This window comes from Actinomadura napierensis (assembly GCF_039529375.1).
Taxonomy (GTDB): Bacteria; Actinomycetota; Actinomycetes; order Streptosporangiales; family Streptosporangiaceae; genus Spirillospora; species Spirillospora napierensis.
On record NZ_BAAAMR010000076.1, the window covers coordinates 1 to 19,504 of the forward strand.

18 protein-coding genes and 1 pseudogene are annotated in these 19,504 nt (G+C 74.2%); 3 read left to right on the plus strand and 16 right to left on the minus strand.

Annotated features, from left to right (window positions below):
• Positions 1-616 (minus strand): annotated as a pseudogene (locus ABD296_RS33580) (FUSC family protein); the annotation flags it as partial.
• 77 nt (positions 617-693) lie between these two features.
• Complete coding sequence (locus ABD296_RS33585; RefSeq protein WP_344276607.1) at positions 694-1,134, minus strand: nuclear transport factor 2 family protein; 441 nt, start codon at positions 1,132-1,134, stop codon at positions 694-696.
• 200 nt (positions 1,135-1,334) lie between these two features.
• On the opposite strand from ABD296_RS33585, the gene ABD296_RS33590 reads away from it, so the two are divergent.
• Complete coding sequence (locus ABD296_RS33590; protein ID WP_344276610.1) at positions 1,335-2,180, plus strand: siderophore-interacting protein; 846 nt, start codon at positions 1,335-1,337, stop codon at positions 2,178-2,180.
• Between the two features lie 82 nt (positions 2,181-2,262).
• Here the strand turns inward: ABD296_RS33590 and ABD296_RS33595 are convergent, their stop codons facing one another.
• Together ABD296_RS33595 and ABD296_RS33600 are read right to left on the minus strand one after the other, a co-directional pair.
• Entirely contained in the window at positions 2,263-3,621 is a 1,359-nt protein-coding gene (locus ABD296_RS33595) for an ABC1 kinase family protein (protein ID WP_344276613.1), read from the minus strand.
• A 100-nt stretch (positions 3,622-3,721) separates the two neighbouring features.
• Positions 3,722-4,405, minus strand: a complete 684-nt coding sequence (locus ABD296_RS33600) for a QsdR family transcriptional regulator (RefSeq protein WP_344276616.1) — start codon at positions 4,403-4,405, stop codon at positions 3,722-3,724.
• Between the two features lie 122 nt (positions 4,406-4,527).
• Here ABD296_RS33600 and ABD296_RS33605 point away from each other — a divergent pair, with 122 nt between their 5' ends.
• Both ABD296_RS33605 and cphA read left to right on the plus strand, forming a co-directional pair.
• On the plus strand, positions 4,528-5,361 hold the full coding sequence (locus ABD296_RS33605) for a cyanophycinase (protein WP_344276619.1): 834 nt from the start codon (positions 4,528-4,530) through the stop codon (positions 5,359-5,361).
• A gap of 2 nt (positions 5,362-5,363) precedes the next feature.
• Positions 5,364-8,015 carry a cyanophycin synthetase gene (gene cphA / locus ABD296_RS33610; protein ID WP_344276622.1) on the plus strand — a complete coding sequence of 884 codons (2,652 nt, stop codon included), beginning with the start codon at positions 5,364-5,366 and terminating at the stop codon, positions 8,013-8,015.
• Here cphA and ABD296_RS33615 read toward each other — a convergent pair whose 3' ends face one another.
• The 12 genes from ABD296_RS33615 to ABD296_RS33670 all read right to left on the minus strand — a co-directional run bounded on the left by ABD296_RS33615 (position 8,016) and on the right by ABD296_RS33670 (position 19,201).
• Positions 8,016-8,843, minus strand: a complete 828-nt coding sequence (locus ABD296_RS33615) for a phosphatase PAP2 family protein (protein ID WP_344276625.1) — start codon at positions 8,841-8,843, stop codon at positions 8,016-8,018.
• A 100-nt stretch (positions 8,844-8,943) separates the two neighbouring features.
• On the minus strand, positions 8,944-11,184 hold the full coding sequence (locus ABD296_RS33620; protein WP_344276628.1) for an MMPL family transporter: 2,241 nt from the start codon (positions 11,182-11,184) through the stop codon (positions 8,944-8,946).
• Between the two features lie 159 nt (positions 11,185-11,343).
• Positions 11,344-11,937, minus strand: a complete 594-nt coding sequence (locus ABD296_RS33625) for an acyl-CoA-like ligand-binding transcription factor (RefSeq protein ID WP_344276631.1) — start codon at positions 11,935-11,937, stop codon at positions 11,344-11,346.
• Positions 11,938-12,075: 138 nt separating this feature from the next.
• A complete protein-coding gene (locus ABD296_RS33630) occupies positions 12,076-13,233 on the minus strand; it encodes a 4-hydroxybenzoate 3-monooxygenase (RefSeq protein WP_344276634.1) in 1,158 nt (385 codons plus the stop codon).
• 65 nt (positions 13,234-13,298) lie between these two features.
• Entirely contained in the window at positions 13,299-14,099 is an 801-nt protein-coding gene (locus ABD296_RS33635) for an IclR family transcriptional regulator (protein WP_344276637.1), read from the minus strand.
• A 14-nt stretch (positions 14,100-14,113) separates the two neighbouring features.
• Positions 14,114-14,503 (minus strand): 4-carboxymuconolactone decarboxylase, encoded by a 390-nt coding sequence (gene pcaC, locus ABD296_RS33640; RefSeq protein ID WP_344276641.1) that lies wholly within the window; start codon positions 14,501-14,503, stop codon positions 14,114-14,116.
• Entirely contained in the window at positions 14,500-15,279 is a 780-nt protein-coding gene (gene pcaD / locus ABD296_RS33645; protein WP_344276644.1) for a 3-oxoadipate enol-lactonase, read from the minus strand. The genes pcaC and pcaD overlap by 4 nt, the downstream gene beginning before the upstream one ends.
• Entirely contained in the window at positions 15,276-16,469 is a 1,194-nt protein-coding gene (pcaB, locus tag ABD296_RS33650; protein WP_344276647.1) for a 3-carboxy-cis,cis-muconate cycloisomerase, read from the minus strand. The genes pcaD and pcaB overlap by 4 nt, the downstream gene beginning before the upstream one ends.
• A complete protein-coding gene (gene pcaG / locus ABD296_RS33655; protein ID WP_344276650.1) occupies positions 16,459-17,010 on the minus strand; it encodes a protocatechuate 3,4-dioxygenase subunit alpha in 552 nt (183 codons plus the stop codon). The genes pcaB and pcaG overlap by 11 nt, the downstream gene beginning before the upstream one ends.
• The gene (gene pcaH / locus ABD296_RS33660; RefSeq protein WP_344276653.1) at positions 17,010-17,675 is read right to left on the minus strand and encodes a protocatechuate 3,4-dioxygenase subunit beta; all 666 of its coding nucleotides are present in this window, start codon (positions 17,673-17,675) and stop codon (positions 17,010-17,012) included. The genes pcaG and pcaH overlap by 1 nt, the downstream gene beginning before the upstream one ends.
• Before the next feature lie 145 nt (positions 17,676-17,820).
• Positions 17,821-18,810, minus strand: coding sequence for a sigma-70 family RNA polymerase sigma factor (locus tag ABD296_RS33665; RefSeq protein WP_344276656.1), 990 nt, complete (start codon positions 18,808-18,810; stop codon positions 17,821-17,823).
• A 145-nt stretch (positions 18,811-18,955) separates the two neighbouring features.
• Positions 18,956-19,201 carry a DUF397 domain-containing protein gene (locus ABD296_RS33670; protein WP_344276743.1) on the minus strand — a complete coding sequence of 82 codons (246 nt, stop codon included), beginning with the start codon at positions 19,199-19,201 and terminating at the stop codon, positions 18,956-18,958.
• Positions 19,202-19,504: the final 303 nt, after the last annotated feature.

Genomic DNA, 19,504 nt, shown 5'->3' on the forward strand with positions numbered 1-19,504 from the left:
CGGGCCCGGCGGCGGCGAGCCGGGCCGCGGCCTCCAGGGCGCGGGCCACCGCCGTCCGCTCCGGGCCGTCCGGGCGGACGAGGCCGGGCGCCATGGCCACCAGCCAGGCGACCGCGCCGCCGGCCAGGACGAGGGCCAGGTGGAACGGGACGTCGGCGAGCCGCTGGTGCGGGACGAACAGGCAGCTCGCCGCGATGAAGGTGAGGATGAGGCCGCCGGGCGGGCCGGTGCGCGCCGCGTCGCAGAGCGTCTTGTGCGCGGCGGCGAGCAGCGCGCCGACCGCGACGCGGATCGCGGTGGAGTCGGTCGTCGCCGCCGTGACCAGCGCGATCCCCACGCTCGCGAGCATGCCGAGCACCACCCACGCCATGAAGCGGGCGCGGGAGGCGTAGGGCTCGCCGTGCGAGTAGATCGCGCACAGCGACCCGGCGGAGGTGTAGAGCGCGAGGTCGAGACGGCCGAGCGCCAGCAGGACCAGCGCGGGGATGCCGAACGCGACGGGCGCGCTCAGGGCCGCCTTGTGCCAGATGTCGGCGGCCCTCCCGACGGTCAGGACGCCGCGCAGCGGAAGCGGCCGGATCCGGACGGCCGCCGCGCCGATGCTCTTCTCGCTCACTCCTAAAGCTTAACAAGTAATTTACTCGTGAAATATATGGCGGGCGTGTGGCCCCCGCCACGTCCCCGCCCGGCCCCCTAGCCCTTCAGCCAGGGATAACGGGCCGTGTCGCCGCTCGCGTAGTCCGGGTCCAGGTAGATGAAGACCCGCTGGATCTTCCAGTCGCGGATCTCGAAGACGTCGCACCACCGGCCCGCGCCCCACTCGGGCACGCCCGCCCGCCAGGGCCCGTCCCGGTGCTCGCCGTGGCTGGTCCCCTCGACCACCAGCGTGTCCCCGCCGGAGAAGACCCAGTTGAACGTGGCGTAGTGGTGCTCGATGGACCTGATCGTCGCGCCGACGTCGCCGAACATCCGCCCGATCGCGTCCTTGCCGGTCGCCAGCCCCCACTTCGGGAAGTGGACCTGCGCGTCGTCGGCGAACAGGTCCAGCAGCGGGGAGCCGTCCGAGGTCACGCCGCCGTTGTCGAATCCCTTGAGGTACTCCAGCGCGACCGACTTGCGCTGCTCGTCCGTCATCGTCTGCCTGCTGACCGCCAACCGCCTCACCCGTCCCGTGCGCAGAGGGAGCCGCCCCGCAGACCGTACCCCGGCGGGCGTCCCGCCGTTGGCCCCCGAGACCCGTCCCGCAGGCCCCGGAAAGGGTCCGGCGGAACAATCCTGACGCGTCAGAGGTTAGGGTTGCCTAATTAGCACTGATCGACTCAGCGGAGGTCCGCATGGCCACGGAACCGGTACGCAAGGGGCGCAAGCTCAACCGGGGGACGGTGCTGCGCACCGAGCGCCTCACCCCGCACATGATCCGCGTGGTGCTCGGCGGCGAGAGCCTCCGCGGGTTCGGCGCCGGCGCGTTCACCGACCACTACGTGAAGCTGCTGTTCCCGCTCCCGGACGTGGCGTACCCCGAGCCGTTCGACATGGAGACGGTCCGCGCCGAGCTGCCGCGCGACCAGTGGCCGAGCGTCCGGACCTACACCGTCCGGGCCTGGGACCCCGAGGCCGTGGAGCTGACCATCGACTTCGTCCACCACGGCGACAAGGGCATCGCCGGGCCGTGGGCGGCGAACGTCCAGCCGGGTGAGGAGATCTTCTTCGACGGCCCCGGCGGCGCCTACGCGCCCCGCGCCGAGGCGGGCTGGCACCTGCTGGTCGGCGACGAGAGCGCGCTGCCCGCGATCGCCGCCTCCCTCGAGCGGATCCCCGACGGCGCCCCCGCCCGGGTGTTCATCGAGGTGGCCGGGCCCGAGGAGGAGCAGGACCTGCGCGCTCCGGCCGGCACCGAGATCGTCTGGCTGCACCGCGACGGCCGGCAGGTCGGCGACCTGCTGGCCGAGGCCGTCCAGAAGCTCGACTTCCCCGACGGCGAGGTGCACGCGTTCGTGCACGGCGAGGCGGGCTTCGTCAAGACGCTCCGCCGCCACCTGCGGGTCGACCGCGGCCTGCCGCTGGAGCAGCTGTCGATCTCCGGCTACTGGCGCCGCGGCCGCGACGAGGACGGCTGGCAGTCCAGCAAGCGCGACTGGAACCGCGAGGTCGAGGAGGAAGAGGCCAAGGCCCTCTCCTGACCGGCGACCTCCGCTCGCTGCGTTCGCCGTAGGGGGCGCCCTTGCTGCGTTCGGGGTGGCGTTCGTCCCGCGGGATCGCGGGTCAGGCGGTGACGGCGGTCTCGTCGCCGAGGTCGGGGCCGTCGCCGTCGGCGAAGCCGGGGAGCCAGCGTTCGGCCTCGGCGCGGTAGTCGCCCTCCGCCTCCAGCTGGCAGAGCACGCCGCCGCCGCCGGCGAGGGCGCGGCTGACCGCGAGGTACTGCGGCGGCAGCCGGAACTGGCGGGCGAGCGCGCCCGGCCGCATGTCGGCGGCGAGGCCGAGGCCCCGCGACGTCTGCTCGCGCATCCATTCGCGGGTGTAGCGGAACCGGCCGACGGCGAACGGGGCGGCGTGCGGGGTGACGAGCGCGGCCACCTCCTCGGGGTCGACCTCCGCGTCCGGCGCGAGGAACCCCTCCTCCCACAGCGCGTCGACGATCTCGTCCGGGTCGCCGAGCGTGCCGATGCGCAGCAGCCGCCCGATCGACCACTGCAGCTCGTCCGGGACGTGGGCGGCGCCGCCGAAGTCCATGACGCCGAGGCGGCCGTCGGCCAGCAGCCGGAAGTTGCCCGGGTGCGGGTCGATGTGGATCATCTCGCAGCGGGTCGGGCCGGACAGCAGGAAGCGGAACAGCAGCAGCCCGGCGCGGTCGCGCTCCTCCTGGCTCCCCTCGGCGATCACCCTGGCGAGCGGGGTGCCCTCCAGCCACTCGGTGACCAGGACGTTCCCCGACTGCGCGACGACCGCCGGGACGACGAAGTCGGGGTCGCCGGCGTAGGCGTCGTGGAAGGCGGTCTGGGCGCGGGCCTCGTCGACGTAGTCGAGCTCCTTCTGCAGCCGGCGCTTGAGGTCGGCGACCACCGGCTTGACCTCGATGCCGGGGAACAGCGGCGTGATGACGCGGCTGAGCCGGGAGATCTGGTTGAAGTCGCTCATCAGGGCCTGGGCGGCGCCCGGGTACTGGACCTTGACCGCGACGGCCCGCCCGTCGTGCCAGACGGCCTTGTGCACCTGGCCGATGGACGCGGCGGCGGCCGGCCGGTCGTCGAACTCGGCGAACCGGTCCCGCCAGTCCGCGCCGAGCCCTTCGGCGAGGACCTTGTGCGTGGTCGCGGCGGGCATCGGCGGGGCGGCCTCCTGGAGGCGGGTGAGGCTCGCGCGGAACGGTCCGGCGACCTCCTCCGGCAGCCCGGCCTCGAAGATCGACAGCAGCTGCCCGACCTTCATCGCGCCGCCCTTGAGCTCGCCGAGCACCGAGAACAGCTGCTCGGCGGTCCGGCGCTGCACCTCGAGCGCGACGGCCTCGGCGGGCCGGCCGATGGTGCGCTTGCCGAACCCGAGGGCGGTGCGCCCGGCGAAGCCGAGCGGCAGCGCGGCCAGCTTCGCGGTCCGCGTCACCGCGCGGCGGGGTATGTCACTCACGGCCCGACCGTCCCTCTTTCGACAGCGCGTCCAATGATCTCCAGCCTCTCATGGCGGACTAATGCCACGAAATAGTCATTCCCGCTAAAAACATCAGCGCTCAGACGGGCTCGGAGATTCCCTCACCGTCGCGCGGGCGGCGGCCCGGGCCGGCGGGCGCGTCGTGCCGGCAGGGGTCGTGCCGGCAGGGCCGCAGCAGCAGCTCGACGACCTCGAGCGCCTGCTCGATCTCCGGCCGGTTCCCGCCGAGGTAGTGCGCGTACATGAACGAGTCGGCGATGCGGACGACGGCCTGGGCGAGCGTCCGGGTCGGCAGCGGCACCGCCAGCGCGCCGCGGTCGGTCTCCCGCTGCAGCTCCCGGGTCAGCAGCTCGGTCGCGCGGTCCTCGATGGTGCCCGGCATCGTGGCGAGCCGGATGAACAGCCGGGGCTCGCGCTCGGTGAACGCCTGGAGCGGCGCGGCGTCCACCACGGCCCGCATGAAGCGCTCCAGCACCGTGAGGATCCGCTCCGGCCCGGTGCCGCGCACCCCGCGCGCGGCGACCCGGTAGGTGCGCTCGGTCATCTCCGCCAGCACGGTGCCGAGCAGCTGCTCGCGGCTGCCGACCCAGCGGTAGAGGGTGGCGCGCCCGACGCCCAGCTCGGCGGCGAGCGCGGACATGTCGATCGGCTCGCCCCGCAGGTAGTGCGCGGACGCCGCGGCGAGCGCGGCGGCGGGTCCGGCCGGGCGCCGCGCGGGCGCCGGGGCGGGACGGCCGTTCGGGGGGACAGAGCTGCCGCTCATCCGCCCAGCATGACACAGCCGCCGGGATGCTCCAGCGGGCGCCGGAACGGGCCGCGAGTCTCGGGCTGACCACGTCGCGCGACCGCAAGACTACCTGGAGTGATCAAGGGTAGTCGGTAGGTGTGAGGGACAGAAGCGGGGACGCCGGACGCAAGGGCCGGCTGCTGATCATTGGCGGGGCGGAGAACCGGACCTGCGGGTCCGGGCCCCTGGAGACGTTCGTCGAGCTGGCCGGCGCCGAGGACGCGCGAATCGTGGTGGTGACGACCGCGACCGAGGTTCCCGAGGAGGTCGCCGAGGAGTACACCGCGGTGTTCGGGCGGCTCGGCGTGCCGTCGGTGCGGGAGCTGCGGCTGCTCGGCCGCGCCGCCGCCGACGGCGCCGCGACGCTGTGCGCGCTGGACTCGGCGACCGGCGTGCTGTTCAGCGGCGGCGACCAGTCGCGGATCCGGACGCTGGTCGGGTCGCGGACCAACGAGCTGCTCAAGCGCCGGCTGCAGCAGGAGGGCCTCGTGATCGCCGGGACGAGCGCCGGAGCGACCGCGATGGGCCATTGGATGATCCTGGGCGGCCACGGCCACGAGGTCGCCGCGTCCAGCGTGAAGGTCGGGCCGGGCCTCGCGCTGCTGGACAACGTGCTGATCGACATGCATTTCAACGAGCGGGGGCGGCTGCCGAGGCTGCTCAGCGGCATCGCGCTCGACACCCGGCTGCTCGGTGTGGGGATAGACGAGGACACCGCGATCGTGGTGGGCGACGGCCAGTTCACGGTGGTCGGCACCGGGGTCGTGACCGTCGTCGACGCGGGCCAGGCGACGGTCGCCTACGCGGCCTCCGACGACGAGCCGATGGCGATGCTCGACGTCTCCCTGCACCTGCTGCCCGCCGGGTGCTCTTTCCAGATGAACGACCGGCTGCCGGCGATCGGCACGATGCGCGGGCCCGGGGAGGACTAGCCGTGCGGCTCGACCATGTGCGCCGCATCGGCGGCCCGAACGTCTATCTGAACCGTCCCGTCGCCGTCGCGCGGCTCGACCTGCAGGGCCTGACCGGCCACGAGACCACCGACCATCCCGGCTTCGCCGAGCGGCTGGTGGCGGCGCTGCCGGGGCTGCGCGCGCACCACTGCTCGGCGGGCCGGCCGGGCGGGCTGCTGGACGCGATGACCCGCGGCACCTATTTCGGCCACGTCACCGAGCACGTGACGCTGGAGCTGTCCGGGCTGATCGGCCGGGAGGTGTACTTCGGCCGGACGGTCCGCGCGGGCGGCCCCGGCGACTACGAGGTGATCCTGGAGTGCCCGCGCGACGAGCCGTCCGGCACGGCCGTGGTGGAGAAGCTGATCGAGCTGGCGGTGCGGACGGTGACCGCGGCGCTCGCCGGGTCGGTCCCCGATCCGGCGCCGGACCTGGCCCCGATCGCCGCCGAGTACGAGGCGGGCCGGCTCGGGGTGAGCACGGCCGCGCTGGCCCGCGCGGCCCGCGCGCGCGACGTGCCGGTCCGCCGCGTCGGCGGCCTGAACCTGCTGCGGGTCGGGTACGGGCGGCACCGCCGGATGGTGTGGGCGGCGATGACCGACGGCACGTCCGCGATCGGGATGGAGATCGCGGCGGACAAGCGGCTGGCGCACCGGGTGCTGGCGGACGCGGGCGTCCCGGTGCCGGAGGGCCGGGTGGCGGCCTCGCCCGCCGAGGCGCTGGCGGCGCTGCGGGAGATCGGCGCGCCGGTGGTGGTCAAGCCGCTGTCGGGGCACCAGGGCGAGGGCGTGCACATCGAGCTGTCCGAGCCGCCGGAGGTGGTGGCGGCGTTCGCGTCGGCGGCGGGCGGGGAGGGCCGGTCCGGCGGCGTCCTCGTCGAGTCCTACATCCCGGGGCGGGACTACCGGGTGCTGGTGGTCGGCGGGCGGGTGGTGGCGGCGGCCGAGCTGACCGCCGCGCGGATCACCGGCGACGGGACGTCCACGATCGCGGAGCTGGTGGAACGGGTCAACGCCGACCCGGCGCGCGGCGAGGGCCACGACCGGCCGCTGACCCGGCTGGCGCTCGGCGCGACCGAGCTGGCACTGCTGGCCCGGCACGGGCACGGCCCGGACGCGGTGCCCGCGGACGGCGAGACGGTGTGGCTGCGCCGCAACGCGAACCTGTCCACCGGCGGCACCAGCCGGGACGTGACCGGCGACGTGCACCCCGAGGTCGCCGCGATGTGCGTGCGCGCCGCCGGAACCGTCGGGATGGACGTGTGCGGCATCGACCTGCGGCTGCCCGACATCGGCGCGCCGCTGCCCGCCGAGCGCGGCGCCGCCGGGATCCTGGAGGTCAACGCCGCGCCGGGGCTGCGGATGCACCTCGCCCCGCACGAGGGCGAGGGCCGGGACGTGGCGGGCGACATCATCGACCTGATGTACCCGCCGGGGACGCCGTCGCGGGTGCCGGTCGTGTCGGTGACCGGCACCAACGGCAAGACCACCGCGGTCCGGATGATCGCGCACATGCTGGAGCTGAGCGGCGTCCGCACCGGCATGACCAGCACCGAGGGCGTGTACATAGGCGGCCGGCTGGTCCACCGGTCGGACGCGTCCGGCCCGCGCTCGGCGGAGATCGTGCTGGGCGACCGGTCGGTGGAGGCGGCGGTGCTGGAGACGGCGCGCGGCGGGATCGTCCGGCGCGGCCTCGGCTACGACCGCGCCGACGTCGCGGTCGTCACCAACATCACCCGCGACCACCTCGGCATGGACGGCACCGAGTCGGTGGACGACCTGGTCGACATCAAGGCGCTCGTCGCCGAGGAGATCCATCGCGGCGGCCACCTGGTCCTCAACGCCGAGGACGCGCCGGCGGCCGGGCTGGCCGACCGCCTCGCCGTGCGGCGCCGCGACCCGCGGCTGTGCTACTTCGCGATGTCGGCGGACGCGCCGGTGCTGGCCCGGCACCTGCGCGACGGCGGCACCGGGTACTGCGTCGAGCACGGCTGGCTGACCGAGGCGCGCGGCGGACACCGCACGCGGGTGCTGCCGGTGGAGGAGATCGCGGGCGCGTACGGCGGCCGCGCCGGGCACGTCGTCGCGAACGCGCTGGCGGCGCTGGCCGCGGCCCGCGCGCTCGGCGTCTCCGTCGACGGCGCCGCCGAGGCGCTGCGCACCTTCGAGCCGCACACCCGCAACCCGGGGCGCGGCTGCGTGTACCGGGTCGGCGACAACCCGGTGCTGGTCGACTACGCGCACAACCCGGCGGCGATCACCGCGGTCGGCGCGTTCGTGCGGGCGCGCTGGGGCGAGGGCGGCGTCGCCGCCGTGACGCTGCCCGGCGACCGGTCCGACGAGCTCGTCGCCGAGACCGCCCGGTCGCTGGCCGGGGCGTTCGGCCGCGTCGTCGTCTACGAGGACGAGGACCTGCGCGGCCGCCGCTCGGGCGAGATGACCCGGCTGATCGTCCAGGGGCTGCGGGAGGGCCGGCCGGGCGTCCTGCACCATCCGGCGGGCGACCTGAAGGGGGCGCTGACCTCGGCGCTGGACATGGCCGGGCCGGGCGAGCCGGTGCTGCTGCTGTACGAGAAGCTGCAGCCGGTCGTGGAGCTGCTCGACACGCTCGGCGCCGAGCCGGCGGCGCCCTGACTAGGGCGCGCCCGGTTCCGCGCGGGTCCCGCCGGGGGCGGCCGGGGGGCCGCCGGCGGTCCGGGCGGGCACGGGGGGCCGCAGCAGCAGTACGGCGACGGCCAGCAGCGCCAGCACGACGATCCCGTCCATCCAGTAGTGGTTGGCAGTGCTGACGACGACGGCGATGGTGAGGACGGGGTGCAGCAGCCACAGCCACCGCCACCGCGTCCGGCAGGTGAGGACGAGCCCGATCGCGATGATCGCGGCCCAGCCGATGTGCAGCGACGGCATCGCCGCGTACTGGTTGGCCATCGTGTCCTGCTGCGGCGACCCGTACACCGAGGGGCCGAAGCGCGTGGCGGTGTCGATCAGGCCCGTCGCGGGGAGCATCCGCGGCGGCGCCAGCGGGACGAGCAGGTGCAGCGCGAGGGCCCCGGCCGTCAGCGCGACCAGGACCCGGCGGATCCACCGGTAATGCCTGGGCCTGCGCAGGTAGATCCAGAGCAGGAACAGCGCCATCGCCGGGAAGTGGACGTAGGCGTAGTAGCAGTTGGCCACGTGCACCAGGAACTGGCTGTGCAGCAGTTCGTGCTGGACGTGCACCTCGCTCGGCAGGTCGAGGGCCCGCTCGATGTCCCAGATCCGGTGCGCGTTGCCGAACGCCTCGCCCACCCGGTCGTTGGCCAGCAGCCGCCCGAGCTTGTAGACCGTGAACAGCACCGCGATCAGCACGAGCTCCCGGACGGCGCCGGGCCGCCCGCCCGGCCTCCCGCCCTCCGGCCGCCCCGGTCTGCGCAGCCGCGCGAACGACGAGACCGGCCGGGACGGCTGTTCGAGGAGGCTCATGTGCTGTCCTTTGGCGGGCGGGTCCGCCGCGCTCGGGTGAGCGGGCGGCTGCGGGGACGGCGCGGGCCGTCCCCGCGCGGAGGACGGCCCGGGCCCTGGATCAGGTCACGGCCGGGTCGAGCTCGCGCTCGCCCTCGCCGGGGCGCGGCGCGCCGCCGGCGCCGTCGCCGCGGCCGTCGCCCTGTCCGTCACGGAGCAGATGCCGAAGCTTCTCACCTTCGACGTCCACATTGGGCAGGACGCGCGCGAGCCATCCCGGCAGCCACCAGGCGGCGCGGCCGAGCAGGGCCATGACGGCCGGGACGATCGTCATCCGGACCACGAAGGCGTCGAAGGCGACGCCGGCCGCCAGCGCGAAGCCCATCATCTTGATCATCGACTCGGAGGAGGACAGGAACCCGGCGAACACCGCGATCATGATCACCGCGGCGGCGGTGACGACGCGGGCGCCGTGCCGGAACCCGGTGACCACGGCCTCGCCGGGGGCGGCGCCGTGCACGTGCTCCTCGCGCATCCGGGTGACCAGGAAGACCTGGTAGTCCATGGCCAGCCCGAACACCACGCCGATCATGAAGATCGGCATCATGCTCATGATCGGGCCCGTCGTGTCGACGCCGAACAGCCCCGACAGCCAGCCCCACTGGAACACCGCGACGACGGCGCCGAAGGTGGCCGCGACGGTGAGCAGGAAGCCGAGGGTGGCCTTCAGCGGGACCAGCAGCGACCGGAACACCAGCATCAGCAGGATGAACGCGAGGCCGACGACGAGCCCGAGGTAGGGCGCGAGGGCCCCGCTGAGCTTGGCCGACACGTCGATCGCCATCGCGGTCTGCCCGGTGACCATGGCGCTCGCGCCGGTCTCCGCCTTGAGCGCGCCGCCCTTGTCGCGGATCGCCGAGACCAGGTCCTCGGTCTGCGCCGTGCTCGGGCCGCTCTTCGGGACGACGGTCAGCACCGCGGTGTCCCCCGCCGGGTTCGCCTGCGGCTGCGACACGGCGGCGACGTCCGGCAGCGCCTTGATCTCGCCGGCGAACCGCTGCCCGGCCGCCTGCGCCTCGCCGCCGTCCACGACGACCATGAGCGGGCCGTTGAAGCCGGGGCCGAAGCCCTTGTCGAGCAGGTCGTAGGCCTTGCGCTGGGTGGTGGCGGGCGAGGCGACCTCGTCGCCGGGCATGCCCAGCCGCAGGTGCAGCGCCGGCAGGGCGATCACGCCCATGCCGACGATGGCGAGCAGCAGCACCGGCAGCGGGCGGCGGACGATGAACCGGGCCCACCGCTCGCCGAAGCCCGGCCGGCCGCGCCGGGAGGCGCCGCCGCGCAGGAACGGGATCCAGCCGCCGAGCACCTTGCGGCCGGCGAAGCCGAGCAGCGCGGGCAGCAGGCTGAGCGCGATGAGGACGGCGACGACCACGGCGAACGCGGCGGCGAGCCCCATCTCGGTGAGCATCGGGATGTCCACCACGGCGAGGCCCGCCAGCGCGATGACGACGGTCAGGCCGGCGAACACCACCGCCGATCCGGCGGTCCCGACGGCGCGTCCCGCGGCCTCCTCGCCGGTGCGTCCCTCCTGCAACTCGTGCCGGTACCGGGAGACGATGAACAGCGCGTAGTCGATCGCGACGGCGAGCCCGAGCATCAGCGCGAGCGTCGAGGTCATCGAGCTCATCTCGAACAGCCCGGTCGCCGCGGTGATCCCGGCCATCGCGATGCCGACGCCGAGGATGGCGTTCAGCAGCGGGAGCCCGGCGGCGATCAGCGACCCGAACGTGATGATCAGAACGACCGCGGCGATCGCGACGCCGATCACCTCGGTGGCGCTCTGCTCGGGCATCGCCTCGGTGGCGTTGCCGCCCATCTCCACCTGGAGCCCGGCGTCGCGGCCGGGCTGGGCGGCGGCGGTCAGCGCGTCGCGCGCCGCGTCGGTGATGTCGATCGCCGACACCTTGTAGGTGACCTGCGTGTACGCGATCCGGGCGTCCTGCGAGACGGCCTTGGCCTGGTACGGGTCGACGACGGAGGCGACCTGCGGCGCCGCCTTCAGCTTGGCGACGACCTTCTCGACGCCCGCCTTGCCGGCGGGGTCGGTCACGGTCCTGCCGTCGGGCGCGGCGAACACGACCCGTGCGGTCGCGCCGTCCGCCGACGCCTGCGGCATCCGGTCCTTGAGCAGGTCGATCGCCTGCTGCGACTCGGTCCCGGGGATCGAGAAGTCGTTGGAGGTCGGCCCCTTCAGGGTGGCGGCGCCGACGCCGAAGAGCACGAGCAGCCCCACCCAGAGCAGTGCGACCAGCCGGCGCCGCCGGAAGGAGAACCGGCCGAGCCGGTAGAGGAAGGTGGCCAAGAGAGCGTCCCATCGGTAACGGGGCGTGCGGACATGGCCCCACGGCGGCCGGCCGTCAGGCTGTCACTTCGGTCAAGGGGTGGTGGGGGGTGGTGGCCGCCGTGTCGGGGCCCCCGCGCCGCCTGGCGGCGTCCCGGCGCGGGGGTCGGGAGCGCCCGGCTAGGGGCCGGGCAGCCCGGCGCGCAGCTGGGCGAACGCCGAGTCGATCAGTTCGGGGAGGTCGGCCCCGGTCCGCCCGTCCACCCACAGGTCGAGGGCGGTGCGCATGGCGACGCCCGCCGCCCCGGCCAGCAGGTGCGGGTACAGGTCGCGGCCGGCGTGGGTGCCGGTGCGCGCGGCGACGACCTCGGCGATCTGCCGCTGCATCTCGCCGAGGCCGCACAGCTGCTTGCCGACGAGCGCGGGGTTCTGCTTGACCACGCGCAGCAGCGCGATGGTCTCGTCCCGCGTGTCGGTCGGCAGGAGGGCCTCCCGGACGACCTCGCGCAGCGCGTCCCAGATCGGCTCGCCCGCCGGGCGGGCGCGGAGGGCGTCGATCACGGCCTGCGCGCCGTCGGTGAACGGCGCGACGATCGCCTCTTCCTTGCCAGGGAAGTAGTTGTGGAACGTGCGCGGAGAGACCCCGGCCGCGTCGGCGATCGCCTCGATCGTGACGCCCTCGACGCCGCGTTCGACGGCGAGGAGGGCGGCGGCGCGGCTGAGCGCCTGGCGCGTCGCGACCTTCTTGCGCTCGCGCAGGCTCGTCTCGGTCATGCCCCCACGGTAAACCGAACTTGCATGTCCGGCAAAATTTCAGGCACTGCCAGCTTGCGTGATGTGCATCTCATCGGCCGGGGGAACACATCCGGGCCGTGCGCCGTTCACCGGCGCACGCACCCGTCCGCAGGCGGTCTAACCGATCGGGAGGCCGGTGTAGTTCTCGGCCAGCGACGTCTTGGCGGCCTCGGACGAGGCCACGTAGTCCAGGTGGGAGCGCTGGAGCCGCAGCGCGAAGTCGTCGGCGGCCGGATCCACGTGCAGCAGCGTGGTCATCCAGTACGAGAAGTGCTCGGCCCGCCACACCCGCCGCAGGCACGTCGAAGAATACGCGTCCAGCAGGGTGTCCGAGCCCGTCGCGTACCGCTCGCTCAGGGCCCTGGCCAGCACGATCACGTCCGACACCGCCAGGTTCAGGCCCTTGGCCCCGGTCGGCGGGACGATGTGGGCCGCGTCGCCGGCGAGGAACAGCCGGTCGTGCCGCATCGGCTCGGCCACGAAGCTGCGCATCGGCGTGATCGACTTGTCGGTGATCGGGCCCTCGTGCAGCTTCCACCCGTCGTCGGTGGCGAACCGGACCGCGAGCTCGTCCCAGATCCGCGCGTCGGACCAGTCCGCGATGTCCTCGTCCGGGGACACCTGCAGGTAGAGCCGGCTGACCTCCGGGGACCGCAGGCTGTGCAGCGCGAACCCGCGGTCGTGGTTGGCGTAGATCAGCTCCTCGGTGGACGGCGGCACGTCGGCGAGGATGCCGAGCCAGGCGAACGGGTACTCGCGGGAGAACGTCCGCAGCCCCGGCACCGCTGGACGGCTGACGCCGTGGAATCCGTCGCAGCCCGCGATGTAGTCGCACTCCAGGGTGTGCGTCCCGCCGCTGTCCCGGAACGTGACGCTGGGCGCCGACGCGTCCAGTCCGACCACCTCGGTCTCGAACCGCACGTCGCCGCCGTCCTCCAGGCGCTTGGCGACCAGGTCCTTGACGATCTCCGTCTGCGCGTAGACCGTCACCGTCCGGCCCGACAGGTCGGTCAGCGGGATCCGGTGCCCCGCGCCGCCGAACCGCAGTTCCAGGCCGTGGTGGACGAGGCCCTCGCGGTCGAGCCGCTCCCCCGCGCCGCTCTCGCGGAGCACGTCCGTGGTGCCCTGCTCGAGCATCCCGGCGCGCTGCCGCCGCTCCACGTAGCCGCGGTCGCGGCTCTCCAGGACCACCGAATCGATCCCCTGCAGGTGCAGCAGATGCGACAGCAGCAGCCCGGCCGGGCCACCGCCGATGATCGCGACCTGGGTACGCATCGAGCCTCCTCGTCATCCGTTCTCGGGGGATCCCCCCTGCGATGCTGGCGCGCGTACCCGCAGGTTCAGGCGCCGGCCTTCCGCTCGGCGGAAAACGTCTCGGGGCGTCCGCGCCAGTGCTGGGCGACGTCGCGCGACAGCGCCCGCGCCGCCGTCGTCAGCGGCGGCAGCAGCCGCCGCAGGTCGGCGCTGCGGGTGCGGGCGACCAGCGACAGCGCCGCCACCACCTCGCCCGTCCCGTCGCGGACGGGGGCGCCGACCGACGAGGCGCCGAGCGTCATCTCGTCGCGGGTCAGCGCGTACCCCGAGCGGCGGACCTGCTCCAGGCAGCGCCGCATCTCGCCGGTGTCGGTGATCGTGCGGGCCGCGTGCCGCGCCAGCCCGGCGGCGAGGACCTGCTCCCGGTACTCCGGCGGCGCGAACGCCAGCAGCACCTTCCCGACGCCCGTGGTGTGCAGCGGCAGCGTCGCGCCGACCTGCGTCACGACCGGCACCGAGCGCGTCCCCCGCAGCCGCTCGACGACCAGGACACGGTCCTCGCGCAGCACGGCGAGCTGCACGTTGTCGTGCGTCGCCTCGTACAGGTCCTCCATGTGCGGCAGCGCCAGCTCCCGCAGCCCGGTGACGGCCGGGGCCTGGCTGCCGATCCGCCACAGCCGGGTGCCGATGCGGTACGTCCCGTCCGGCACCCGCTCCAGGAAGCCGCCGCCGACCAACTCCCCGACCAGCCGGTGGCCGGTGGCGAGCGGCAGCCCGGCGCGGCGGCAGATCTCGCTGAGGTTCAGGCGCACGTCGCCCTGGGCGAAGGCGTTCAGGATGGCCATCACCTTGCCCGCCACGCTCACCGGGCGCGCGCGCTCCGCCATGGCCCTCCCGCCGGTCACTCCTGTTCGGCCAGTACCCGCTGGGCGACGGCGAACGCCGAGTTCGCGGCGGGCACTCCACAATAGATCGCGGTCTGCAGCAGGACCTCCTTGATCTCCTCCGGGGTCAGCCCGTTGCGGAGCGCGGCGCGCACGTGCATCGCCAGCTCGTCCAGGTGGCCGCCGGCGACCATTGCCGTCAGCGTGATGCAGCTGCGGGTCCTGCGGTCCAGGCCGGGACGGGACCAGATCTCGCCCCACGCGTACCGGGTGATCAGGTCCTGGAAGTCCTCGGTGAAGGCGTTCTTGCGGGACTCCGCGCGGTCGACGTGGGCGTCGCCGAGCACCTCCCGGCGCGTCCGCATCCCCTGGGCGTGCCGTTCCTCGTCGGTGCCGCGCGAGCTCATTGACGTCCCTTCCAGGTGCGGTCGAAGTGGCCGATGATCGCCTCGGTGACCGGCTCCGGCCGCTCGGCGTTCGCGAGGTGCCCGGCGCCGTCGACCACGGTCAGCCCGGCGCCGGGGATGCCGGCGGCGAGCCGGTCGGCGTGGCCGTGCGGCGGGGTGGGGCCGTCCTGCGCCCCGGCGATCACCAGGGTGGGGGCGGAGACGCCGCCGAGCCGCGCGGTGGCGTCGAAGGCGGCGAGCGCATCGCAGCAGCCCGCATAACCCTCGGGATCGGTCGCGCGGAGCATCGCCACGTACGGCTCCGCGCCGGTGAACCCGGGAGTGAACCAGCGGTCGGCGGCCGTGTCGGCGACCGGGCCCACGCCTTCGCGGCGGACGAGCGCCGCGCGTTCCCGCCAGGGCCCCGGGTCGCCGAAGCGGGGCGAGGTGCAGCACAGGACGAGGCTCGCGACGCGCTCGGGGGCGCGGAGGGCGAGGGCGGTGCCGACAGCGCCGCCGAGCGACACCCCGGCGTACGCGGCCTCGCCGATTTCGAGGCGGTCGAGCAGCTCCGCGACCCCGTCGGCGAGGTCCTCGACGGTGAACGGGCCGTCCGGCGGCGGCGCGCCGCCGTGCCCGGGCAGGTCGTAGCGCAGCACGCGCCACGTGCGGGTCAGCGCCGGAAGCTGCGGCAGCCACAGGTCCATCGAGGTGCCGAGGGACGGGCCGAGGACGACGACGGGCGCGTCCGGCGGCCCGTCGAGGCGGTGCTGCGGGATGCGGGGGCGGGGGGTCACGCGCGGCTCCTCCGGTAGGCGTCGAGGGCGCGGTCGGTCAGCACGGCGGCGGCGCCGGTGCCGGGGTCGTCGCCGAGGACGTCCAGCAGGCCGGCGAGGTTCTCGCGCATCCGCTCCGCCGACACCTCCAGGCCGCAGACCAGTTCGGCGGCGGCCTCGGCGGCGCCGCCGGCCAGCCGCAGGCACTCGCGCAGCGGCTGCCACTCGGCGTGCCACTCCCCCGCCGGACGCTCCAGCGGCGCGGCCTGCGCGGCCAGCACGACCTGCGCGTACGCCGGGACCTGCAGCGCCGCCGAGCGGACCAGGGCCGACAGCGCCGGGTTGCGCTTGTGCGGCATGGCCGACGAGCCGCCCCGGCCGGGGCCGGCGGCCTCGGCGACCTCGTCCACCTCGCTCTGCGCGAGCAGCCACACGTCGGTGGCGATCTTGCCGAGGGCGCCGGCGGTCACCGCCAAGGCCGAGGCCAAGTCGGCGACCGGGGTTCGGCGGGTGTGCCAAGGCAGGACCGGGACGTCCAGGCCGGTCTCCTCGGCGAACGCGGCCACCAGGTCCAGCGCCCGGTCGCCGTAGGCGTTCAGCGTCCCGGCCGCGCCGCCGAGCTGGACGGGCAGCGCGACCGCGGCCAGCCGCTCGCGGGCCTCCAGGCAGCCGAGCAGCCAGTTCGCCGCCTTCGCGCCGAACGTGGTGGGCAGCGCCTGCCGGCCGAGGGTGCGGGCCGCCATCGGGGTGTCGCGGTACCGCGCGGCGGTCCCGGCCAGCGCGTCCAGCGTCCGGTCCAGCTGGGCCAGCAGGCCTCGCCGCGTCCGGGCCGCGACGAGCATCGCGCCGGTGTCGGCGATGTCCTGGCTGGTGGCGCCCTTGTGGACGTGCTCGCCGGAGGCGCCGGCGAGGCGGCGGAGGTCGGCGACCAGCGGCACGACCGGGTTGCCGGACCCGCGGGCGCGCCGCGCCACGTCGGCCACGTCGATACCGCCGGCCGTGGCGGCCTTGGCGGCGGCGGTGATCGCCTCCGCCGCCGCGGCCGGGATGATCTCCAGGCGTGCCTGCGCGCGGGCGAGCGCCGCCTCGGCGTCGAGCATCGCCGCCAGGTACGCGGCATCGCCCGTGACGGCCTCGGCCTCCGTCCCGGCGCGCACCGGCGACAGCAGCCCCGCGTCGGGGGACGGCCCGTCCGGCGTCTCAGAAGGCAAGGAAGACCGTCTCCCCCTCGCCCTGCAGCCGCACGTCGAACCGGTAGGTCCGGTCGCCCTCCCGCTCGGCGACCAGCGTCCCGCGGCGGTCCGCCGGGACCTCCGCCAGCAGCGGGTCGGCGGCGTGCGCGGCCTCGTCCTCCGGGAAGTAGATCCGGGTCGCCACCGGCTTCAGCAGGCCCCGCGCGAACACCAGCAGCGCGATGTAGGGGGCGCCCGTCCCGACCGCGCCCGGCTTCACCGTGGTGAACCAGAACCCGCCCGCCGGGTTGGTGCCGCACCGCCCGAACCCGGAGAAGTCATGCCCCTCCCGGACCATGCCGCCGGGGCGCCGCGGGATCTCGCCGTTCTCGTCGGCCTGGAAGATCTCCAGCAGCGCGTCCGGCACCGGCTCGCCCGCGCCGTCGAGCACCCGCCCCCGGACGGTGATCGCGTCCGGCCGCCAGCCCGGCACGACCCGTGGCCCGGCCTCGTACGGCAGCGCGTACCCGAAGAACGGGCCGACGGTCTGCGACGGCGTGGTCTTCGCTGACGTCGTCATCAGGCCTCCATCGGGGTGTCGCCGAGCACGATGTCCCACTGGAACCCCAATGCCCACTCCGGCTTGGTGAGATCCATGTCGAACCGCGAGATCAGCTTGTCGCGGTCCTTCTGCTCGGGGATCGACTGGAAGATCGGGTCGAAGGCGAACAGCGGGTCGTCCGGGAAGTACATCTGCGTGACGAGCCGCTGGGTGAAGGCGGTGCCGAACACCGAGAAGTGGATGTGCGCGGGGCGCCACGCGTTGTGGTGGTTGCCCCACGGGTAGGCGCCCGGCTTGATCGTGACGAACCGGTAGCGGCCCTCGTCGTCGGTCAGGCAGCGGCCCGCGCCGGTGAAGTTCGGGTCCAGCGGCGCCGGGTGGATGTCGCCCAGGTGGTCGTAGCGGCCCGCGGAGTTCGCCTGCCAGATCTCCACCAGCGCACCGCGCACCGGGCGGCCCGCCCCGTCCAACACCCGGCCGGTCACGATGATCCGCTGGCCGAGCGGCTCACCCGAGTGCTGCACCGTCAGGTCGTTGTCCAGCCGGCCGAGCTCCTGGTGGCCGAAGACCGGCGCGCTCAGCTCCACGCTGTCCGGGCCGAGCTTCGGCATGATCAGGTCCTGCGCCGGGGCGCGGAGCACGGTGCTCTTGTAGCCCGGATACAGGTACGGAGGGTGGGTCATCCGCTCGTTCCTTCCTTGACGCGCTCCGCCGGCGGGGTGGGAACGGCGCCGCCGGCGGCACCCCGTCCGCACTGCCTCCACCCTGGCAGCCGTCACGGGGAGCCGCGCGCCCGGGTTTCCGTTGAGCGGAAAACCGGAGCGGCTGTCAGGCGGTGTCGGGCAGCCCGAACACCGGGAACAGCGTCGTGTCGAAGAACGCCGACACCTGCGCCACCCCGTCGCCGGTGATGCTGAGCACCTGGAGCTGGAACGGCCGGTGCACGCCGTCCGCGTCCCGCCGGTACATCCCGAACGCCGGCTGCCCGTTCGCGGCGGCGGGCACCATCCGCAGCTCGCCGGGCTCGGGGCCGCACTGCGCCCTGATGAGCCGCACGATGGCCTCGGCGCCGACGAACCACTGCGGGAACGGCGGCATCTCCCAGACCGCGTCCTTGCGGAACAGGTCCAGCAGCGCCTCCACGTCGGCGGCGTCGAACGCCCGCGCGTACCGTTCGAGCAGCTCGCGCTGCGCCGGGTCGGTCGGCTCGACCAGCTCGTCGCGCAGCGGCGCGGCCTCCTCCAGCTGCACCCGGGCGCGCTGGAGCGCGCTGTTGACCGCCGCGGTCGAGGTGCCGAGGAGCTCGGCGGCCTCGGAGGCCTTCCACTTCAGCACGTCCCGCAGGATCAGCACGACCCGCTGTTTGGCGGGCAGGTGCTGCAGCGCGGCGACGAAGGCCAGCCGGGTGCTCTCCCGCGCCGCGACGATGGTGGCGGGGTCGGTGGCGTCCGCGCCCAGCACCGCGTCCGGGGCGGGCTCGAGCCACGGCACCTCCGGCGAGGCGACCACGGGCCGCTCCGGCTCGTCGCTGGGCGCGCCCAGCCCGGACGGCATCGGCCGGTGGCCGCGCTGGTCGATCGCGGTCAGGCAGACGTTCGTCGCGATCCGGTAGAGCCAGGTCCGCAGGGACGAGCGCCCCTCGAAGTTGCCGTAGGACCGCCACGCCCGCAGGTACGTCTCCTGCACGAGGTCCTCGGCGTCGTGGATCGACCCCAGCATCCGGTAGCAGTGCGCCAGCAGCTCCCGCCGGTACGGGTCGGCCAGCTGCTGAAAGTCCCGGTCCGTCTCTTCGGTGGTGCTGTTCGCCATGGTGGTCATCACCTTCGCTGGGGCGGCATCACTGTGGCGGCGCTCACACGGCCGCCGTACACCCCGACCGTAGGCGACCCCACCGACAGAACACATGCGATCCCACGATCCTACGCCCCGACCTGCGGATTCACCCGCCCGCAGAGCCCCCGCGTCAGCCCGCGCGCCCGCGCAGATCCGCCAGCAACCCCGCGAAAGCCGCCCGCGTCATCGCAATGACCGGCCCGCCCGGCACGTCCATGGAATCCCGCACCAGCACCGAGTTCCCCACCGCCCCAGCGACCTCGACACACCCGGTGTCCCCGCTCGCGGACGCCTTCCGCCAGCGCGGCGCTCCCGCCGCCGCGTACGCGTGGGAGAACACGGCACCGCCGAAAGCGAAGCCGGACCGCTGGGCCATCCCCACCAGAACCTCCCATCCGACCCCGCAAGGGTCCATACTCGGCAAACGCCGTCGCGCATTGCCTACCCGTGATCGCCGCCACCCGGCAGCGGCAGCGGCAAAGGCTTTGTATCAGTAACGACAAGCACAGGCACGCCGATCCGCGCCCTTGTTCCCAGGGCCTCTTTTCTTACCCTCCACAAAAAGGGACACATCACCCCAGAGGGAACACAATGCTCGCCACGCGCATCAGAGAGATCCGAGGAGTGCGAGCACTCCGCTTCACCGAGAAGACGAAGCCAAGGGTCTCCGCCTTCAGGC

Excerpts from the sequence above, each read along its gene's own strand:
- ABD296_RS33615 (WP_344276625.1), bottom strand. The coding sequence starts at position 8,843 with ATGAGCCTCCTCGAACAGCCGTCCCGGCCGGTCTCGTCGTTCGCGCGG.
- ABD296_RS33590 (WP_344276610.1), top strand. The coding sequence starts at position 1,335 with ATGGCCACGGAACCGGTACGCAAGGGGCGCAAGCTCAACCGGGGGACG.
- ABD296_RS33670 (WP_344276743.1), bottom strand. The coding sequence starts at position 19,201 with ATGGCCCAGCGGTCCGGCTTCGCTTTCGGCGGTGCCGTGTTCTCCCAC.
- ABD296_RS33600 (WP_344276616.1), bottom strand. The coding sequence starts at position 4,405 with ATGAGCGGCAGCTCTGTCCCCCCGAACGGCCGTCCCGCCCCGGCGCCC.
- ABD296_RS33665 (WP_344276656.1), bottom strand. The coding sequence starts at position 18,810 with ATGACCACCATGGCGAACAGCACCACCGAAGAGACGGACCGGGACTTT.
- ABD296_RS33625 (WP_344276631.1), bottom strand. The coding sequence starts at position 11,937 with ATGACCGAGACGAGCCTGCGCGAGCGCAAGAAGGTCGCGACGCGCCAG.
- pcaG (WP_344276650.1), bottom strand. The coding sequence starts at position 17,010 with ATGACGACGTCAGCGAAGACCACGCCGTCGCAGACCGTCGGCCCGTTC.
- pcaC (WP_344276641.1), bottom strand. The coding sequence starts at position 14,503 with ATGAGCTCGCGCGGCACCGACGAGGAACGGCACGCCCAGGGGATGCGG.
- ABD296_RS33630 (WP_344276634.1), bottom strand. The coding sequence starts at position 13,233 with ATGCGTACCCAGGTCGCGATCATCGGCGGTGGCCCGGCCGGGCTGCTG.
- pcaH (WP_344276653.1), bottom strand. The coding sequence starts at position 17,675 with ATGACCCACCCTCCGTACCTGTATCCGGGCTACAAGAGCACCGTGCTC.
- ABD296_RS33585 (WP_344276607.1), bottom strand. The coding sequence starts at position 1,134 with ATGACGGACGAGCAGCGCAAGTCGGTCGCGCTGGAGTACCTCAAGGGA.
- ABD296_RS33635 (WP_344276637.1), bottom strand. The coding sequence starts at position 14,099 with ATGGCGGAGCGCGCGCGCCCGGTGAGCGTGGCGGGCAAGGTGATGGCC.